Origin of the sequence: Chromobacterium subtsugae (genome assembly GCF_035919665.1) — a bacterium.
GTDB classification, from domain to species: domain Bacteria; phylum Pseudomonadota; class Gammaproteobacteria; order Burkholderiales; family Chromobacteriaceae; genus Chromobacterium; species Chromobacterium subtsugae.
Map to the genome: position 1 here is coordinate 3,052,984 of NZ_CP142381.1, position 17,724 is coordinate 3,070,707.

General features: G+C 64.0%; 15 protein-coding genes. 7 read left to right on the forward strand and 8 right to left on the reverse strand.

Annotation, left to right across the window (positions count from 1 at the left end; translation table 11 throughout):
* Positions 1-34: 34 nt before the first annotated feature.
* Entirely contained in the window at positions 35-385 is a 351-nt protein-coding gene (locus U6115_RS14615; protein ID WP_047237036.1) for a cupin domain-containing protein, read from the forward strand.
* A gap of 21 nt (positions 386-406) precedes the next feature.
* On the opposite strand, the gene U6115_RS14620 is transcribed toward U6115_RS14615, so the two are convergent.
* Entirely contained in the window at positions 407-1,483 is a 1,077-nt protein-coding gene (locus U6115_RS14620; protein ID WP_043580033.1) for an NAD(P)-dependent alcohol dehydrogenase, read from the reverse strand.
* A gap of 346 nt (positions 1,484-1,829) precedes the next feature.
* Between U6115_RS14620 and U6115_RS14625 the strand changes: the two genes are divergently transcribed.
* From U6115_RS14625 to cydB (U6115_RS14640), 4 genes are all read left to right on the forward strand, one after another.
* A complete protein-coding gene (locus U6115_RS14625; protein WP_043580032.1) occupies positions 1,830-2,687 on the forward strand; it encodes a DMT family transporter in 858 nt (285 codons plus the stop codon).
* 204 nt (positions 2,688-2,891) lie between these two features.
* Positions 2,892-3,827 (forward strand): GGDEF domain-containing protein, encoded by a 936-nt coding sequence (locus U6115_RS14630; RefSeq protein WP_052258361.1) that lies wholly within the window; start codon positions 2,892-2,894, stop codon positions 3,825-3,827.
* A gap of 334 nt (positions 3,828-4,161) precedes the next feature.
* Positions 4,162-5,553, forward strand: a complete 1,392-nt coding sequence (locus tag U6115_RS14635) for a cytochrome ubiquinol oxidase subunit I (protein ID WP_043580031.1) — start codon at positions 4,162-4,164, stop codon at positions 5,551-5,553.
* Positions 5,554-5,557: 4 nt separating this feature from the next.
* The gene (gene cydB, locus U6115_RS14640) at positions 5,558-6,565 is read left to right on the forward strand and encodes a cytochrome d ubiquinol oxidase subunit II (RefSeq protein WP_043580030.1); all 1,008 of its coding nucleotides are present in this window, start codon (positions 5,558-5,560) and stop codon (positions 6,563-6,565) included.
* Between the two features lie 162 nt (positions 6,566-6,727).
* Here cydB (U6115_RS14640) and U6115_RS14645 read toward each other — a convergent pair whose 3' ends face one another.
* The 6 genes from U6115_RS14645 to U6115_RS14670 all read right to left on the reverse strand — a co-directional run bounded on the left by U6115_RS14645 (position 6,728) and on the right by U6115_RS14670 (position 14,343).
* On the reverse strand, positions 6,728-7,618 hold the full coding sequence (locus tag U6115_RS14645) for a bestrophin family protein (protein ID WP_043580029.1): 891 nt from the start codon (positions 7,616-7,618) through the stop codon (positions 6,728-6,730).
* A 363-nt stretch (positions 7,619-7,981) separates the two neighbouring features.
* On the reverse strand, positions 7,982-9,049 hold the full coding sequence (gene moaA, locus U6115_RS14650) for a GTP 3',8-cyclase MoaA (RefSeq protein ID WP_043580028.1): 1,068 nt from the start codon (positions 9,047-9,049) through the stop codon (positions 7,982-7,984).
* A gap of 157 nt (positions 9,050-9,206) precedes the next feature.
* The gene (locus U6115_RS14655) at positions 9,207-9,467 is read right to left on the reverse strand and encodes a hypothetical protein (protein WP_059184252.1); all 261 of its coding nucleotides are present in this window, start codon (positions 9,465-9,467) and stop codon (positions 9,207-9,209) included.
* Positions 9,468-9,521: 54 nt separating this feature from the next.
* Complete coding sequence (gene cydB, locus U6115_RS14660; protein ID WP_043580026.1) at positions 9,522-10,508, reverse strand: cytochrome d ubiquinol oxidase subunit II; 987 nt, start codon at positions 10,506-10,508, stop codon at positions 9,522-9,524.
* 44 nt (positions 10,509-10,552) lie between these two features.
* Positions 10,553-11,947 (reverse strand): cytochrome ubiquinol oxidase subunit I, encoded by a 1,395-nt coding sequence (locus tag U6115_RS14665; RefSeq protein ID WP_043580205.1) that lies wholly within the window; start codon positions 11,945-11,947, stop codon positions 10,553-10,555.
* A gap of 68 nt (positions 11,948-12,015) precedes the next feature.
* On the reverse strand, positions 12,016-14,343 hold the full coding sequence (locus tag U6115_RS14670) for an FdhF/YdeP family oxidoreductase (protein WP_043580025.1): 2,328 nt from the start codon (positions 14,341-14,343) through the stop codon (positions 12,016-12,018).
* A 220-nt stretch (positions 14,344-14,563) separates the two neighbouring features.
* Between U6115_RS14670 and U6115_RS14675 the strand changes: the two genes are divergently transcribed.
* Together U6115_RS14675 and dapA are read left to right on the forward strand one after the other, a co-directional pair.
* A complete protein-coding gene (locus tag U6115_RS14675) occupies positions 14,564-15,994 on the forward strand; it encodes an aminotransferase-like domain-containing protein (protein WP_043580024.1) in 1,431 nt (476 codons plus the stop codon).
* A gap of 131 nt (positions 15,995-16,125) precedes the next feature.
* Entirely contained in the window at positions 16,126-17,028 is a 903-nt protein-coding gene (dapA, locus tag U6115_RS14680; protein ID WP_043580023.1) for a 4-hydroxy-tetrahydrodipicolinate synthase, read from the forward strand.
* A gap of 71 nt (positions 17,029-17,099) precedes the next feature.
* Here the strand turns inward: dapA and U6115_RS14685 are convergent, their stop codons facing one another.
* A complete protein-coding gene (locus tag U6115_RS14685) occupies positions 17,100-17,600 on the reverse strand; it encodes a YajQ family cyclic di-GMP-binding protein (protein ID WP_043580022.1) in 501 nt (166 codons plus the stop codon).
* Positions 17,601-17,724: the final 124 nt, after the last annotated feature.

A 17,724-nucleotide genomic window follows, 5' to 3' on the forward strand; every position in this document is an offset into this window, starting at 1 on the left:
CGGCCCGACTGAATCTCAACCGGAACCCGCCGCCATGAGCACCCCCGCCCCCATCCTGACCGCCTCCACCGACTGGCACTGGAGCCCCACGCCCTATCCCGGCGTGGACTTCACCTGGCTGCGCCGCAATCCGGACGGCGGCGGCTCGGCCTTGCTCAAGCTGGCCAAGGGCGCGAAGCTGCCGCTGCACCGCCATCCCGGCGCCGAGCAGGTGTTCGTCACCGCCGGCCGGCTGAAAATAGGCGCGCACGTGCTGGGCAAGGGCGACCATCTGTTCATCGACGCCCATGTCCCGCATTCGGTAGAGGCGCTGCAATCCGCCGTCTATCTCACCGTATCGGAAAACGACGGCGTGGAATTGCTGCCGCCGGACCAGGCTGGCTGAGCCGGCGGCCTGGCTAGCCGGCTAGAACGGCTTGATCGCTACCTTCAGCACGCCGTCGCGCTGGTGCGAGAATAGGTCGTAAGCTTCGACGATCTGGTCCAGCTTGTAGCGATGGGTGACCAATGGCGACAAGTCCAGCCGGTCGCTCTCCAGCACATTCATCAGCCGCCGCATCCGCTCCTTGCCGCCCGGGCACAGCGAAGACACGATCCTCTTGTCGCCCAGGCCGGCATGGAACGCGTCCAGCGGGATTCTCAGATCGGTGGAGTACACGCCCAGGCTGGACAAGGTGCCGCCCGGCTTCAATATCCGCAGCGCCGACTCGAACGTGCCCTGGGTGCCCAGCGCCTCAATGGCCGAATCGACGCCGCGGCCGCCGGTCAGCTTCAGAATTTCCGAGATCACATCCACCTGGCGGAAATTCAGCGTGATGTCGGCGCCCAGCCGCCGCGAAATCGCCAGCCTGTCGTCTATCCCGTCCACCGCGATGATGCACGACGCGCCGCGCAAGCGCGCGCCCGCCACCGCGCACAAACCTATCGGCCCCTGGGCGAACACCGCCACCACGTCGCCGATCTTGATATTGGCCGCCTCAGCGCCGGCGAAGCCGGTGGACATGATGTCCGGACACATCAGCACCTGCTCGTCGCTGAGCCCGTCCGGAATCGGCGCCAGATTGGCCTGGGCGTCCGGCACCAGCACGTACTCGGCCTGGGTGCCGTCTATGGTGTTGCCGAAACGCCAGCCGCCCATCGGTTTGTAGCCGTGGCATTCGCAGCCGCCATCCTGCGCCGGATGGCCATCCTGACAGCCGTAGGAGGTGAAGCTGGGACAGATCGCGCCGGCGATCACCCGCTGCCCTTCGCGATAGCCCTTGACGTCCGCGCCCAGCTTCTCGATCACCCCCACCGGTTCGTGGCCGATGGTCAGACCCGACGCCACCGGATACTCGCCCTTCAGAATATGCACGTCGGTGCCGCAAATGGTGGTGGTGGTGACCCGCACCAACGCATCGCCCGGCCCCACCGCCGGAATCGGCTTCTCGCGCAGTTCTATCCGGCCCGGCGCGACGAAGACCGTCGCTTTCATGCTGTTCATGGCTGCCTCCCGCATCGATGGCGGCCGAGGCGCGAAATGGCGCCCCGGCCCATGCTTCAATACAGTAGACCCATTCCCCGCACGCAAGCCGGCCACCCGACCGAATGGCCTATGGCTGACCCAAGTCAAACCGGCCGTGGCGCCGCCGCTACCTGCGCCAATCCATGAAAGTTCGCGCCGCGCCTCGTCTTTGGATCCGTTTAAGGGCCGCCCCTGCAGCGCAATGGCATGAACATGAATAACACCCGTCGCGCAGCATGCTGCCAGCTTGATGTAACAGCTGGTTTACAACTGGCCGTTCCGCGTAAAATATCTCCAGATAAAATAATGCAGACGGAAAATACTCATGAACAAGCCGATGCGCTACGCGCTCGCCGCCATCGCCATGTGGGCCTCAGTCGCCACCCTCAGTTCGCTCACCCATGCCCTGCCGCCCTTCTTCGTCGCCGGCGTCGGCTTGATCTTGGGCAGCCTGTTGACCGCGCGCCGCGCCGCGGAATGGAAAGTGCCGCTGAAAAGCTTCGCCAATGGGGTTTACGGCATCTTCGGCTTCTACTTTTTCCTGTTCAACGCCTACCGGCTGGCGCCGGTGATGGATGCCACCGTGCTCAGCTACATCTGGCCGCTGCTGATGGTGCTGCTGTCGCCGCTGCTGCTGCCGGGCACCCGGCTGGGCGCCAACCACATCCTGGGCAGCCTGATCGGCTTCGCCGGCGCGGCGCTGATCGTCACCGGCGGCAAGCTGTCGCTATCGCTGTCCGCGCTGCCCGGCTACCTGATGGCGCTGGGCGCCGCCGTGGTGTGGGCCACCTACAGCCTGTTCACCCGCCGCCTGCCCGCCACCTCCGACAACGCCGTAGGCGGCTACTGCCTCGCCTCCGGCCTGCTGGCGCTGGCGCTGCACTTCGCCACTGAGCCCGCCGCCCACCCGTCGGCCATCCAGTGGCTGATGATCGCCGTGCTGGGCCTGCTGCCGATGGGCGCGGCCTTCCTGTGCTGGAACCGCGCGATGCAGCTGGGCGATCCGCGCCAGATAGGCGCGCTGGGCAACGCCACCCCGCTGCTGTCCACGCTGATGCTGGTCGCCTCCGGCCAGGCCGCGCTCAACGGCTCCGCCGCGCTGGCCATCGCCATGATCGTCGGCGGCGCCGCGCTGGGCACGCTGCCGGCGCGGCGCCTGCTGCCCCGCTGGCTGCAAGCCTGACCCCGCCGCCGGCCGCCTTGAGCGGCCGGCATCGCCAGTCCTTTCTGCCCGCCGCGCAGTCCGGCCCGCAGAGGGGGCCCATTTTCGCCCCCTGTGCCCGATCCTCCCTGCCACGCCAAGCGCGTGACGCGCAATCCCTTGCCCGGCTCCCGGTTAATATTCAATCGATAAAGTCTAAAATCATACTAATTGGGGAGGCCCGGCATGACTTTAGACCATTCAAAACAAGTACAAGATCTCTTTGTCCAGCATCTGAACGGCAGCGCCAACGGCATTGCCGTGCTGGACGCCGAGGATCGCTTTCTTTTCTACAACCAGTCCTTCATCACCATGTTCGCCTTTGAAGGCATTTCCATGATCGGCAAGCCTTATGACGACTTGATGGCCCGCGCCTTCAATCTGCGGCTGATCGCGGAATGCGGCAAAACCACGCTGGAGGCCTGGCTGGAGGTGGTTCACGCCCGCCACCGCACCCAGGAGGTGTGGAACTACGAGGTGGAGTGGACGGACAAGCGCTGGCTGCTGCTGACCAAGCAGGTATACCAGCAGGGCATGATGGTGATGGTCTGCGCCGACATCACCCGGCACAAGCAGACCGAATTGGCGCTGCGCGCCGCCCATGCCGAGCTGGAGCGGCTGGCCATGACAGACGAACTGACCGGCATCTCGAACCGCCGCCACTTCCTCGCGCAGATGGAGCGGGAATACGAACGCGCCAAACGCTACCAGCACCCCGCCAGCCTGGTGATGTTCGACCTGGACCACTTCAAGCGCGTCAACGACAGCTACGGCCACCCAGCCGGCGACCTGGTGTTGAAACACTTCGCCGACTCCCTGGCCGCCCATGCCCGCGACCAGGATGCGCTGGGGCGGCTGGGCGGCGAAGAATTCGCCCTGTTGCTGCCGGAAACCAGCGCCGCCGGCGCGATGAGCCTGCTGGAGCGCGTGCGGACCGAGCTGGCGAACGCCAGCCTGGAATTCGTCGCGCCCGGCTTTTCCTACACTTTCTCCGCCGGCGTGGCGGAGTTGTCCATTCCGCCCGGATTCGACCGCCGCCACTGGATTCAGGCTGCCGATCAGGCGCTGTACCAGGCCAAGGCATACGACCGCAACCGCTCGGTCATCTACCGGGACGGCTAGGCCAGGCCCGCCGCCTTGATACTTTCTGGAACAGTTTCCATCAAAATCATTTGGACTAGAGTTACGAATAAGCCTGCGCGGGCCTCGCCCGCCAGCCTCCGCATCCAGGCAGGCACGGCAGGAGGCAATCCGCATGGCCAAACGATGCGACGTCCCCGGCATCCACGCCTATGACGCGCCCGCCGGCGGCTGGGAGGCGCCGACACCCCGAAAGCGAATGTGCTGATGCCGCCCGTCTTCAAATCCGCCCCCCCTGCGCGTGACGCGCGCGAAGGCCGGGCGGCCGGCGCGGGCCCGGGTCGGCAGATGGTTTCCCAAACAAGAGCAAATGGCCATGGATCTATTCGACGCAATTCACCTCGCCAGATTGCAGTTCGCCTTCACGGTTTCCGTGCACATCATCTTTCCGGCGATCAGCATCGGGATGGCCAGCTTCCTGGCGGTGCTGGAATGGCGCTGGATCGCGACAGGCGACCGCGCCTACAAGGACATGTACCTGTTCTGGTCGAAAATCTTCGCCATCGGCTTCGGGATGGGGGTGGTTTCCGGCGTGGTGATGGCTTATGAGTTCGGCACCAACTGGAGCGGCTTCTCCCGCGTGGCGGGGAATATCACCGGCCCGCTGCTGACCTACGAGGTGCTGACCGCGTTTTTTCTCGAAGCCGGCTTTCTCGGCATCATGCTGTTCGGCTGGGAGCGGGTCGGCCCACGCGCGCACTTCTTCGCCACGCTGATGGTCGCGATCGGCACGCTGATTTCCACGTTCTGGATTCTCGCCTCCAACAGCTTCATGCAGACGCCGCAAGGCTTTGCCATCGAAAACGGCCGCATCGTCCCGGTGGACTGGCTGAAGGTGATTTTCAATCCCTCGTTCCCGTACCGGCTCGCCCACATGACCATCGCCGCCTTCATCGTGGCGGGCTTCATCGTCGCCGCCTGCGGCGCCTGGCACCTGCTGCGCGGCCGCGACGACGCGCCGATCAAGCGCAGCTTCTCGATGGGGCTGTGGATCTTGCTGCTGCTGACGCCGATACAGATTCTGGTCGGCGACGCCCATGGCCTCAACACGCGCCAATACCAGCCCGCGAAGATCGCCGCCATCGAGGGGTTGTGGGAAACCGAGAAAGGCGGCACCGCGCTGAACCTGATCGGGCTGCCGGACATGCAGGCGGAAACGACGCGCTATGAGATCCAGGCGCCGCATCTTGGCAGCCTGATCCTCACCCATAGCTGGACCGGGGAGATCCGCGGCCTGAAGGAATTTCCGCCGCGGGACCGCCCCTATTCGCCCATCCTGTTCTGGACTTTCCGCATCATGGCCGGCCTGGGCATGCTGATGCTGCTGACGGCGCTGCTCGGCCTGCTGCTGCGCCGCGGCGGCCGCCTCTACCATGCCCGCTGGTTTCAACGCCTGGTGCTGTGCATGGGGCCATCCGGCCTGGTGGCCTTGCTGGCCGGATGGATCACCACCGAAGTCGGCCGGCAGCCCTGGACCGTGTACGGCGTGCTGAGAACCGAAGACTCGGTATCTCCCATCACCGCCCAGCAGGCCGGCGTGTCGCTGCTGATTTTCGTGATCGTGTATTTCCTGGTTTTCGGCGTGGGAGTCTACTACATGCTGAAACTGATGAAGCACGGCCCCGCCGCGCATGCCGCGCATGGCGAGCCGATGGCGCACCCGGGTTTGCACAATCGCGCGCTGGACATGCTGGAAGAAGAGGAGTAATGCCATGCAGATCGATCTTCCCGTCGTGTGGGCCGCGATCATCGGGCTGGGCGTCTTCATCTACGTGGTGCTGGACGGGTTCGACCTCGGCATCGGCTTGCTGTTTCCGTTTTTCGAGCTGAAAAACGAGCGGCAAGTGATGCTGAACACCATCGCGCCATTCTGGGATGGCAACGAGACCTTTCTCGTGCTGGGCGGCGCCGGCCTGTACGGCGCGTTCCCGGTGGTTTACTCCACCCTGCTGCCGGCCAACTACCTGCCCCTGATCATGATGGTGATCGGGCTGATCTTCCGCGGCGCCGCCTTCGAATTGCGCGCCAAGGCCAAGCGCACCCAGCACTTGTGGGACCTGGCCTTCATCTGCGGCTCGGCGCTGGCGGCGTTCTGCCAGGGCATCGTGCTGGGCTCGCTGCTGCAAGGGATCAAAATCGCCGACGGGCAATTCGTCGGCGGGCCGTTCGACTGGCTCTCGCCGTTCAGCATCTTTTGCGGGATAGGCGTGCTGATCACCTACGCGACGCTGGGCTGCGCCTGGTTGATCCTGAAAACCGACGGCGAACTGCAGAGAAAGATGTTTTCCTTGATGCGGCCAATGGCCGGCACCTTGCTTGGCGTCATCGCCATCATCAGCCTGTGGACGGTGCTGGGCTTGCCCGCCGTCGCCTACCGCTGGTTTGGCAGCGGCCATCTCGGCTGGTTTCTGCCCGTGCCCATCCTGGTGCTGGCGTCGGTTTGGGGAGTCTACCGCGCGATCCGCCGGCAAAATGATTCCCTGCCTTTTCTCCTGACGCTGGCGCTGTGCTTTCTGGGCTACAGCGGCCTGGTCATCAGCATCTGGCCCAACATCATTCCGCCATCGCTGACCATATGGCAGGCATCGTCCAGCCACTCCAGCCAGTTATTCGCGCTGGTCGGCACGGTGATCATCCTGCCCATCATTTTTGTCTACAACATCATGCAATACCACGTATTCCGGGGAAAGGTCCGCGAAGGCGACGCCGGTTATCATTGAACGGCGCCGCGGAATCCGCCCGGCGCGCGTGATGATCATCCGGCCGATGCCCAATTGGTTCCGCATGCTGTTCGTGTGGAACGGCTCCGCGCCGCAGTCCATGATTCCCCAGCTGATATTTGCCGCATCGCCAACCCGCAAAAGCGGCGCCGCCCAGCCGGCTCAGGTCAGGATGTAATGGCTGCCCACCCGCCAATCCGACGGCAGGGCTTCATCATTCAACTCCAGCACGGTGCGTTCTATGGTGCGCGTCATCGCATCCAGCGGCAGGCCGTTGGGCGAACAGGAAAACGGCTCGGCCAGCTCGCTGGCGATAGACTCCAGCGCGAACAAGGTATAAGACAGGAACACCGTGATGAAAGGCGTGGCGTAACTGATGATGTCCACCAGGCCGAACGGCAAGAACAGGCAGTAGATATATACGGTCCGGTGCAGCAATACCGAATACACGAACGGAATCGGCGTCGATTTGATGCGCTCGCAGCCGCCTATCACATTGAAGATCTCGCCCATCTGCCCATCGCAGGCCAATAACTGCATGTCCGTCACCAGGCCTTGCCGATTCAACGCGTACAAGGCGCGGCGTATTTCATGGCACAGCACGGTCGGTTTGTACGCTTTTCCCGCGCAGCTGGCATTTTCAAGCGCATCGCCGCGCAACTGGCTTTTCAGCAGGCTAGGCAGCAGCAACAGCTTGCGGATGATGGCCTCGCCCTCCGCCGCCATAGCCGGCTGGGCGCTCCGAATGGAAATCACCATCGACGCCAGGCTGCGGATGGCGATCAGAAAGTGCCCCCACAGCTTGCGCGCCTCCCAATAGCGGTCGTAACTGGCATTGTTGCGGAATGCCAGAAATATCGTCAGCGCCACGCCCACCAGCGTGAACGGCACGGTATTCAGAGGGATTTTATCGCCGAACACATGCCCATCGGTCAACAGCGCCACCCCGCTGATCCCGGCCATGAACAAAAGCTGGGGGATGATCCGCCGAATAACCGACCCCTCCCAAACGAACAGCAGCTTCAGCCAGCTGCTTTCAGAGCGCACAATCATCTTGCATTCCTGAATCCATTAATCAAACCTTGCCCGGCAAGCGCCCGTAAGACGCGAAACGGCGTCCGCCATGCCTGCCGCGCCAATCCATGCGGGCAGAAAGGCCTGAACCCAAAAACCTCTCCCCGTTGAAATCTTGCAGCGAGTGTCAAACAGCCGCGGCAGCCGAATAAGCCAGCCCGCCGCCCATCACAGGCCACAGCGCCATCTTAATCAGCCGTCCGGCAAAGAAAGAGCACAGTTCCCCCCATCCAATGCAATACAGTTTCGATTGAAACAAACTAGCTGCAATAAAAAACGGCACTGCCCGCAGGGCAATGCCGCCTCTCGCATCCAACGAAGCATGGCGGGGAAAAACGCCGCTCAGCCCCCGACCAAGGACATCCGCACCGTCGGGTATTTTTTCCGGCCGTGCTCGCGATATTGCTCGCCGCGCCATTCGGAATAGCGGTCGTCCCGCGCGCGCCAGGCCGACGCGATGACGGTCTGCAAGGCGGCGGGAGAAACCTGCTCGCCAAGATAGGGGCGCAGATCGAGCGAGCGATTGGCGAACAGGCAGGTAAACAGCTGGCCGTCGGCGGAGACCCGGGCGCGGCTGCAGTCTCCGCAAAACGGCGCGGACACGCTGGAGATGAAGCCGACCTCGCCGCCGCCATCGGCGTACTGGAAATAGCGGGCGGTATCGCTGGCCCGCTCGACCGGCGCCGCGATCAACGCATGCCGCCGCTCGATCCGCTCCCGCACCTGCTCCGAACGCAAAACGCTGGCGCCGCTCCAGTTGGCTGCGCCGCCTACGTCCATGAATTCGATGAAGCGCACGGTGACGCCGCTATGGCGGAAATAGTCGGCGATGGGCAGGATCTGGCCGTCATTCAAGCCGTTCTGCACCACGGTGTTGATCTTGACCGGCGCCAGCCCAACCCGGCAGGCGGCCGCTATGCCGTCCAACACCCGCCCGACGCCGATGCCGACATCGTTCATCTGCCGGAAAATGCCGTCGTCCAGGCTGTCCAGGCTTACCGTGACCCGTTCCAGCCCCGCGTCTTTCAGGCTTTGCGCCTTGGCGCCCAACAACACGCCATTGGTGGTCATCGACACGGAAACGCTTTTTCCCGCCGGGGTGCTCAGCCGCGCCAGCGATTCGATCAAGCGCTCGATGTCCTTGCGCAGCAAGGGCTCGCCGCCGGTGATGCGTATTTTCTCCACCCCCAGCGCGACGAAGGCGACCGCCATCTTGCGCATTTCGTCGAACGACAGCAGCTGGGCATGTTTCAGGAACGCATAGTCCTTGCCGAACACGTCTTTCGGCATGCAGTACGGACAGCGGAAATTGCACTTGTCGATTACCGACAGGCGCAGATCCAGCAACGGGCGCCGCAGCGCGTCCAACACCGCCATTCCGCTCTTGTCTTGCGCTGACTGTTCGCTCATCACGTCCGCTCTCCCCGCCATGCCTCAGACCTGCCCCATGGACGGCAAATGCGGCCCAGTCGGCTTCATGTGCGCCACTATAGCGGCTGAGCGCCGCCGCGAACGGTACAGTTGCCAGCCGTACTGACAGATACAGTTGCGCGGCCAAAGCGCCGGCTCATGCCGCAAACAGTTCCCCGCAGGCACAAAGCCCCTCCTCTGTCAGCCAGGCGGTGCCGACGCAGCCGTCTTCGCGCATCGCCACCTCCACCAGCGCGCTGGCGCGCAGATAGCTCAGCCAGCGCCGCAGCGAGCTCATCGGCACGCCCGACTGCTTGGACAGCCGGGTCAGCGACCAAGGCCGCTCGCGGTCCTTCAGCGCGGCCTGCCACAGCTGGGCCAGCACCGCCAGCAAGACCTGATCGTTCGGTTCGTCCATCACGTTTTCCTTATCATTGCGCCGGCTCCCGCATCCAGCCGCCGGCGAAACGCGTCAATGCGGCGCCAACGCCACCTTGCCGCGGAACAAATGGTATTGGTACAGGTTGTAGCCGATCATGATCGGCAGCACCGTGCCTATGCCCAGCAGCATGAAGGCCAGCGAGGCGCTGTTGGAGGCCGCCGCCGCAATCGTCAACTTGCCCGGCACCAGCCACGGGAACAGGCTGATGGCGAGCCCGGCAAACGACGCGGTGAACAGCAGGCAGGCGCCGACAAACGGGCTGTGCTCGCCGCCGGTGTAGACGGCGTACAGCACATGGACAAAGGCGAGCGCAGCCAGCAGGCCCAGCCCCATCAGCACATGCAGGGTGCCGCCATCCTGCCACCGCCCCAGGCCGACCGGGCTGAAATACAGCGTGCCCAGCGACACCACGATGGCGGCCAGCACCGTGGCGCACACCGACGCCACCGCGCCGCGGCGGGCGCGGTTTTGCAGTTGCCCCGTGGTTTTCTTCACCAACCAGGTCGCGCCCAGCAAGCTGTAGCCGGACGCCACGCCTATGGCCGTCACCGCCACGAGCGCGTCCGCCTGGATGCCGGGCGCCAGGCCGCTGATCACTCGGCCCAGGATCAGGCCTTGCGCCAGCGCCGCCAGCAGGCTGCCAAGGCCGAACACCCGATCCCAGAACGCCTTGCTGCCGCGGGCGAGATGGCGGAACTCAATGGATGCGCCGCGCATCATGAAGCTGGCGATCAGCGCCATCACCGGCACATACAGCTGGGTCATCAGCATCGCGTAAGCCGCGGGGAAGGCCCCGAACAGCGCGCCGCCCAGCGCCACCAGCCAGGTTTCGTTGGCGTCCCAGACGTGGCCGATGGACTGGATCATCAGGTCCCGCTCCGTCTGCTTGCGCTGGAACAGCGACAGGATGCCGACGCCCAGATCGAAACCATCGGTCACGACGTAGAGCAAAAGCATCAGGCCGATGATGCCGAACCAGGCATGGCTCAGCAGGTCCTGCGTGGAAGTAGGTGTCATTGCAGTGTTTCCTTAACAACAATCGGTAGGGCCGGCCCGGCGCGTCAGCGCTCGAAGCCGCGCGCCGGGTCCAGGCTCGCCGCCGTCGGCGCGGGGCGCAGCGACAGGTCCGGCCCCTTTTGCAGCCAGCGTCGGGCAAACAGGAAGAAGGACGCCAGCATCACGATGAAGAAAGCGCCGAACATCATGGTGCTGCCGCTCAGCGTGGCCGCCGGAATCGCCGAGGCGGCGTGCTCGGTGCGCAGCATGCCGTAAACGGTCCACGGCTGGCGCCCGACTTCGCGCACGATCCAGCCGCATTCGACGGCGATGTAGGGCAAGGGAATGGCCAGCACCCAGGCCCACAGCAGCTTGCGCTGCGCCAGCAGGCTGTCCAGGCGGCCGCGCGCCTTGCGGATCGCGTACATGCTCCAGAACGCCAGCGCCATGAACAGGAAACCGATGCCCGCCATCACGCGGAAGGCGTAGTACAGCAAGGGCAGCATCGGCGGCTGATCGGCCTTGGGAATGTCGCGCAGGCCCTTGATCTGCCCATGCAGCGTATGGGTGGCCAGCAGGCTGAGCATGCCGGGCACCTCCAGCGACCAGTCATTGCCCTGCCGTTCGGCATTGGGCCAGGCAATCAGCGACCAATTGGCGCCGCTGCCCGGCGCGTTGGTTTCCCAATGGCCTTCGATGGCCGCGCCCTTGGCCGGCTGGGTTTCAAACACATCCACTCCGCTGGAATCCCCCAGCCAGATCTGCAGCGGCGGGGCGATCGCCAGCAACAGCAAGGCCAGGCGGAAAGACCGGGCGAAGAACGCCGGATGGCGGCGCTTGAGCAGATACCAGGCCGAAATGCCCGCCACCACCACCAGCCCGGTCTCCATCGCGGCGAACCACATATGGCTGACGCCCCACACCATGTCCGGGTTAAAAATGGCGGCGAAATAGTCGGTCACCACCAGCTTGCCGCCCACCACGATGACGCCGGCCGGGGTTTGCAGCCAGGAATTGGCCACCATGATCCAGAACGCCGACAGCGAGGAGCCGAAAGCCACCATGGCCGTGGCGAACAAGTGCATCTGGCGGGACACCTTGTCCCAGCCGAACATCATGATGCCGACGAAGCCGGCCTCCAGCATGAAGGCCATCGCGCCTTCAAAGCCCAGGATGTTGCCGAAGAACTGCCCGGTGTATTCGGAGAACGGCCCCCAGTTGGTGCCGAACTGAAACTCCATCGGGATGCCGGTGGCGACGCCGACGGCGAAGTTGAGCAGCAGCAGCTTGCTCCAGAAACGGGCGTGGTGGTACCAGACGAGATTGCTGGTGCGCACCCACAGAGTTTCGACAATCACCAGAAAGCCGGACAGGCTGATGGTGAGGATGGGCCACAAGATGTGGAAGATCGCGGTCAGCGCGAACTGGCCGCGCGCAAGATCCAGGGATTCGACAGACATATCAATCACCATAGGGAAAGCCACAGCCCGCCTTGCCTGCCGGGCTGCCGAAATTCAGGAAAAGCGCGTCAAAACGCCGGCATCACCGGCGGCGCGGCGGACAGGTGCAACAGCACCGGTATCGATTTGGACGTCGGCGTGTTGCAGACATCGCCCACGCTGTCCAGCGGCACCAGCGGGTTGGTTTCCGGGTAATAGCCGGCGATGCAGCCGCGCGGAATGTCGTAGCTGACCAGGCGGAAATAATTGGCGTGGCGGTCGATGCCGTCCTCCCACACCGTGGAAATGTTCACCCAGTCGCCATCCTGGAAACCCAGCATGGCGATGTCGGCCGGATGGATGAAAATGACCCGGCGCTGGCCGAACACGCCGCGATAGCGGTCATCCAACGCATAGATGGTGGTGTTGTACTGGTCGTGGGAACGGGTGGTCATCAGCGTCATCAGCCGTTCGCCATGCAGCTTGCGGGCGCGGCTGATCGGCGTGTCGCGCTGCACCGGGTGGGCGATGAAATTGGCCTTGCCGCTGGCGGTTTCCCACGCCCGCTCGCGCGAGGCCACGCGCAGATGGAAGCCCCCCGGCTGCTGGATGCGCGCGTTGTAGTCTTCGAAACCGGGTATCACCCGCTCGATGGCGTCGCGGATTTTGCCGTAATCGCGCGCGTATTCCAGCCACGGCGCTTTGGCGTCGCCCAGCGTGGCATCGGCGATATGGGCGATGATGGCGGTTTCGGACAACAGATCGGGCGAGGCCGGCGTGTTCATACCATAGGAGATGTGCACCATGCTCATCGAGTCCTCCACCGTGATGCCCTGCGCCACGCCGGAGCGGTCGTCGATTTCGGTGCGGCCCAGCGTCGGCAGGATCAGCGCGGCCTTGCCGTGCACCAGGTGGCTGCGGTTGAGCTTGGTGGTGATGTGCACGGTGAGATCGCAGGCGCGCAGGCCCTCGAAAGTGCGCAGGGTGTCCGGCGTTGCCATCGCGAAGTTGCCGCCCAGGCCGACGAATACCTTCACCTTGCCGTGCAGCATGTGTTCGATGGTTTCCACCACGTCCAGGCCGTGCTCGCGCGGCGGCTCGAAGCCGAACACCTCGCCCAGGCGGTCGAGAAAAGCCATCGACGGCTTTTCCTCGATGCCCACCGTGCGGTTGCCCTGCACATTGGAGTGGCCGCGCACCGGGCAGATGCCGGCGCCTTCGCGGCCGATATGGCCGCGCATCATCAGCAGATTGGACAACAGCTGCACCGTTTGCAGCGAATGCTTGTGCTGGGTGATGCCCATCCCCCAGGTGGCGATCACCCGCTCGCCCGCGGCGTAGATGCGGCCCAGGTTTTCGATGTCGGCGCGCGCGACGCCGGATTCGGCCTCCAGCAGCGCCCAGTCTTCCCGGCGCAGGTCGTCGGCGAAGGCGTCGAACCCCAGCGTGTGGCGCTGGATGAAGTCCCTATCCAGAATGCCCGGCTCGCCCTTGGCGCGGGCCTCGTCGTCGCGCGCCAGCACATATTTGGCCACGCCCTTGATCAGCGCGAAATCGCCGCCCAGCCTGGGCTGGATGAAGGTGGAGGCAATCGGCGTGCTGCCCATGGTGATCATCTCGATCGGGTGCTGCGGGCTGGCGAAGCGCTCCAGGCCGCGCTCGCGCAGCGGATTGACCGAAACGATGACCGCGCCGCGGCGCGCCGCCTCGCGCAATTCGCCCAGCATGCGCGGATGGTTGGTGGCCGGGTTCTGGCCGAAGATGATGATGGTGTCGGCCTTCTCGAAATCGTCCAGCGTCACCGTTCCCTTGCCCACCCCCACCGTACCGGGCAGGCCGCGGCTGGTGGCCTCGTGGCACATATTGGAACAGTCGGGAAAATTGTTGGTGCCCAGCATGCGCACGAACAGCTGGTAGAGGAAGGCGGCCTCATTGCTGGCGCGGCCGGAGGTGTAGAACGCCGCCTGGTTCGCCGAGGGCAGGCGCTTCAAATGCCCGGCGATGCATTCGAACGCCTGCGGCCAGGAGATGGGGACGTATGTGTCGCTGGCGGCGTCATAGCTCATCGGCTCGGTCAGCCGGCCGTGCTGCTCCAGCTCGTAGTCGGTCTGCTGCATCAGAGACTCGACGGTGTTCTCGGCGAAGAAGGCCGGCGTCACGCGCTTGGTGGTGGCTTCCGCCGCCACCGCCTTGACGCCGTTCTCGCAGAATTCAAACGTGGAGGCATGCTGGCGGTCGGGCCAGGCGCAGCCGGGGCAATCGAAGCCATCCGGCTGATTCTGTTTGAACAGCATGCGGTAATTCCCGCCCGACACCCGTTCCTTGATCAGATTGATCGCCACATATTTCAGCGCGCCCCAGCCCGCGGCGGGATGGTGGTAGGGTTCGATCTTTCCGGGTGGATTTGACTTGTCCATGACCTGGCTTCCATGATCCGCGCAGTCGCAAGGCCCGGAAATCGGGACTCATTCTGCGCCGTATTGCATGGAGGAGAGGTTAAGAGCAAAGTCCGGCGGCGGAAGTGTACACATCGCGACGATATCGCAGAGTACAGTTTGACCCACGTCAAGGCCCCAGGCATTGCTATGATGGTAGCGGCCAAGCCAGGCCACCCGCAGAACCCAAGGGACGCAGCGCATGAAAATGTATGAAACGCTGGCCCGCGAACTGGAGCAGCATGTGATGTCGGGCATGTTGAAAGCCGGCGACAAGGTGCCGTCAGTCCGGCAATTGAGCCAGCAACGCGACATCAGCATCACCACCGTATTGAAGGCCTACTCGCTGCTGGAAAGCCGGGGCGTCATCGAAAGCCGGCCGCAATCCGGCTATTTCGTGCGCAAAGCCACGCTGGCCGGCCATGCCGCCGCCATGCCGGCGCCAATGCCGCCCACGCTCAGGCCCCATCCGGTCGCCAGCAATGTCGAGATCAGCCAGCTGGTATTGCGCACCTTGAAAACCATCAGCCGGCACGACGCCGTGCCGCTGGGATCGCCCTATCCCGACCCCACGCCCTTCCCCTTGGTCAGGCTCAGCCATCTGGCCAACAATATCGCCAAAAAGAGCAGCGGCTGGGGCGTGCTAAATGACTTGCCGCCGGGCAACATAGACCTCATCCGCCAGATCGCCGGACGCTATTTCCTCAATGGCCTGCTGGTGGATCCCGCCGAAGTCATCATCACCGTCGGCGCCACCGAGGCGCTGAATCTTTGCCTGCAGGCCGCCGCTCGGCCTGGCGACACCATCGCCGTGGAATCGCCGACCTACTACGCCATCCTGCATGCGATAGAGCGCATGGGAATGCGGGCGATAGAAATTCCCACCAGCGGCACAAGCGGCATGGATGTGGACTACCTGGAAAGCATCCTGGAATCGGGCAATATCGCTGCCTGCATGGTGATGCCGAATTTTCACAATCCATTGGGCATCGTCATGCCGGAAGCGAACAAGAAAAAGCTGGTGGAGATCATGACCCGAGCCAAGAAGCCCATCATCGAAAACGCGGTCTACAACGAGCTTTACTACTCCGACACGCCGCCAAGCTCGCTCAAGCAATACGACACCGAAGGCTATGTGCTGCATTGCTCGTCGTTCTCCAAAACCTTGTCGTCCGCATTCCGCATCGGCTGGGCCATGCCGGGCAGATACCGGGAAAAGGTCGAGAACCTGAAATTCGTCAATACGCTCAGCACCTCGGCCATTCCGCAAATGGCCATCGCCGAGTATCTGTCGCAAGGCGGCTATGATCAGCATCTGCGGAAAATAAGAAAATTCTATCAGCAGCAGGCAAAAATCATCACCCATGTGGTGAGACGGTTTTTCCCCGAGGCGTGCATCATTTCCGAGCCCGCCGGCGGCTATTTGCTCTGGGTGCAGCTGCCGCCGCATATTGACGCGATGCGGCTGTACAACGAGGCGCTGGAGAGAAAAATCACCATAGGCCCGGGCACCATTTTTTCCAATACCGGAAAATTCAGAAACTGCATTCGCCTGAATTACAGTTATTCATGGTCTAAAGAAATCCAATCCGCCATCGTCACCCTGGGAAAAATCATTTCCCACTACAAATGAAGCAGGCGGCCAGGGGCAAGGCAGCCAATCGCGCCGCCGCCATCCGGCCGGGCGGCTCGGATGATTGGTCGAACCGCGCCGGAGGAGTATCATCCCGCCCTGTCTTCACGCAAAAATAAAAAGGGGCTGACATGGCAAAACACTGGGGCAAGGTGCTGACGGCGATGGTGACGCCGTTCGACGCCGACGGCCGGCTCAATCTTGACGCGGCCCGCGCGCTGGCGCGGCGCCTAGCCGACAACGGCAGCGATGGCCTGGTGGTGGCGGCCACCACCGGCGAAGCGCCGACCCTGTCCGACGCCGAACGCTTCGACCTGATCCGCGCGGTCAGCGAGGCGGTGACCATCCCGGTGCTGGCCGGCACCGGCAGCAACGACACCCGCCACGCGCTGGCGCTCACCGCCCGCGCCGAGGAGCTGGGCGCCGCCGGCGCCTTCCTGGTGTCGCCGTACTACAACCGCCCGCCGCAAGCCGGCATCGAGGCGCATTTTCGCGCGCTGGCCGCCGCCACGCGCTTGCCGGTGATGCTGTACGACGTGCCCGGCCGCACCGGCCGCCGCATCGCCCGCGACGTGCTGCTGCGCCTGCTGGGCGAGGTGGACAACATCGTCGCCTTCAAGGACGCCACCGGCGATCCGGCGGCCGCCGCCAGCCTGGTGGCCGAGGCCGGCGACCGTTTCGAGCTGTACTCCGGCGACGACGCGCTGACCCTGCCCCTGCTGGCCATCGGCGCGGTCGGCGTGGTGGGCACCTCCACCCACTGGACCGGCCCGGAGTTCGCCGCGATGATCGCCGCCTTCGAGCAGGGCGACGTGCGCCGCGCGCGCGCCATCAACGCGGCGCTGCAGCCGTCGTTCGCCTTCTCCAATACCGACGACTCTGTGTACTCGATGTCGGTGAAGGCGATGCTGCGCGGCCAGGGCCTGGCCGTCGGCGAGTGCCGGCTGCCGCTGCCGGCCGCGCCGGAAAGCGTGGGACGGCAGGCCGCCGAAGTCTGGCGCCGGCTGGAAGCCTGGCGCGCCGGCCAACGCTGAGCGGCCATCGGCAATAAAAAAGGAGACCCGAGGGTCTCCTTTTTCGCGGCTGACACGCCGCGCGGCGGGGATCAGTCGCGGAAGTTGTTGAACTGCAGCGGCGAGCCGTTTTCCAGGTCGTCGCCGATATCCTTGCGCAGCAGCGCGATGGCCTCCTGCAGCACGTCGCGCTTGGCGCCGGACACCCGCACCGCCTCGCCCTGGATGCTGGCCTGCACCTTCATCTTGGAATCCTTCAGCAGCTTGACGATTTTCTTCGCCAGGTCGGAATCCAGGCCTTCCTTAATCTTCAATACCTTCTTCACCTTGTTGCCGGACACTTTCTCCAGCTTGCCGTAGTCCAGGCTGCGCACATCGACGCCGCGCTTGGCCAGCTTGCCCACCATCACCTCGTTGACCTGGTCCAGCTGGAACTCGGTGTCGCCGAACAGGGTGACTTCCTTGTCGTTGAACTCGATGCGGGCGTCGCTGCCCTTGAAGTCATAGCGGTTGCCCACTTCTTTGTTGGCCTGATCCAGCGCGTTGCGCACTTCCACCTTGTTTACTTCGGAAACGACATCAAAAGACGGCATAAAACGTATCCTCGCTAATAATCAGCCGAATTCTAGTTGCGCCCCCGCGGCTTGTCACCCGCCCATTGCCAAAGCCGGCGCGGCATGCTGTGATCGGAGCCAAACCAACCATCCGCATCAGGAC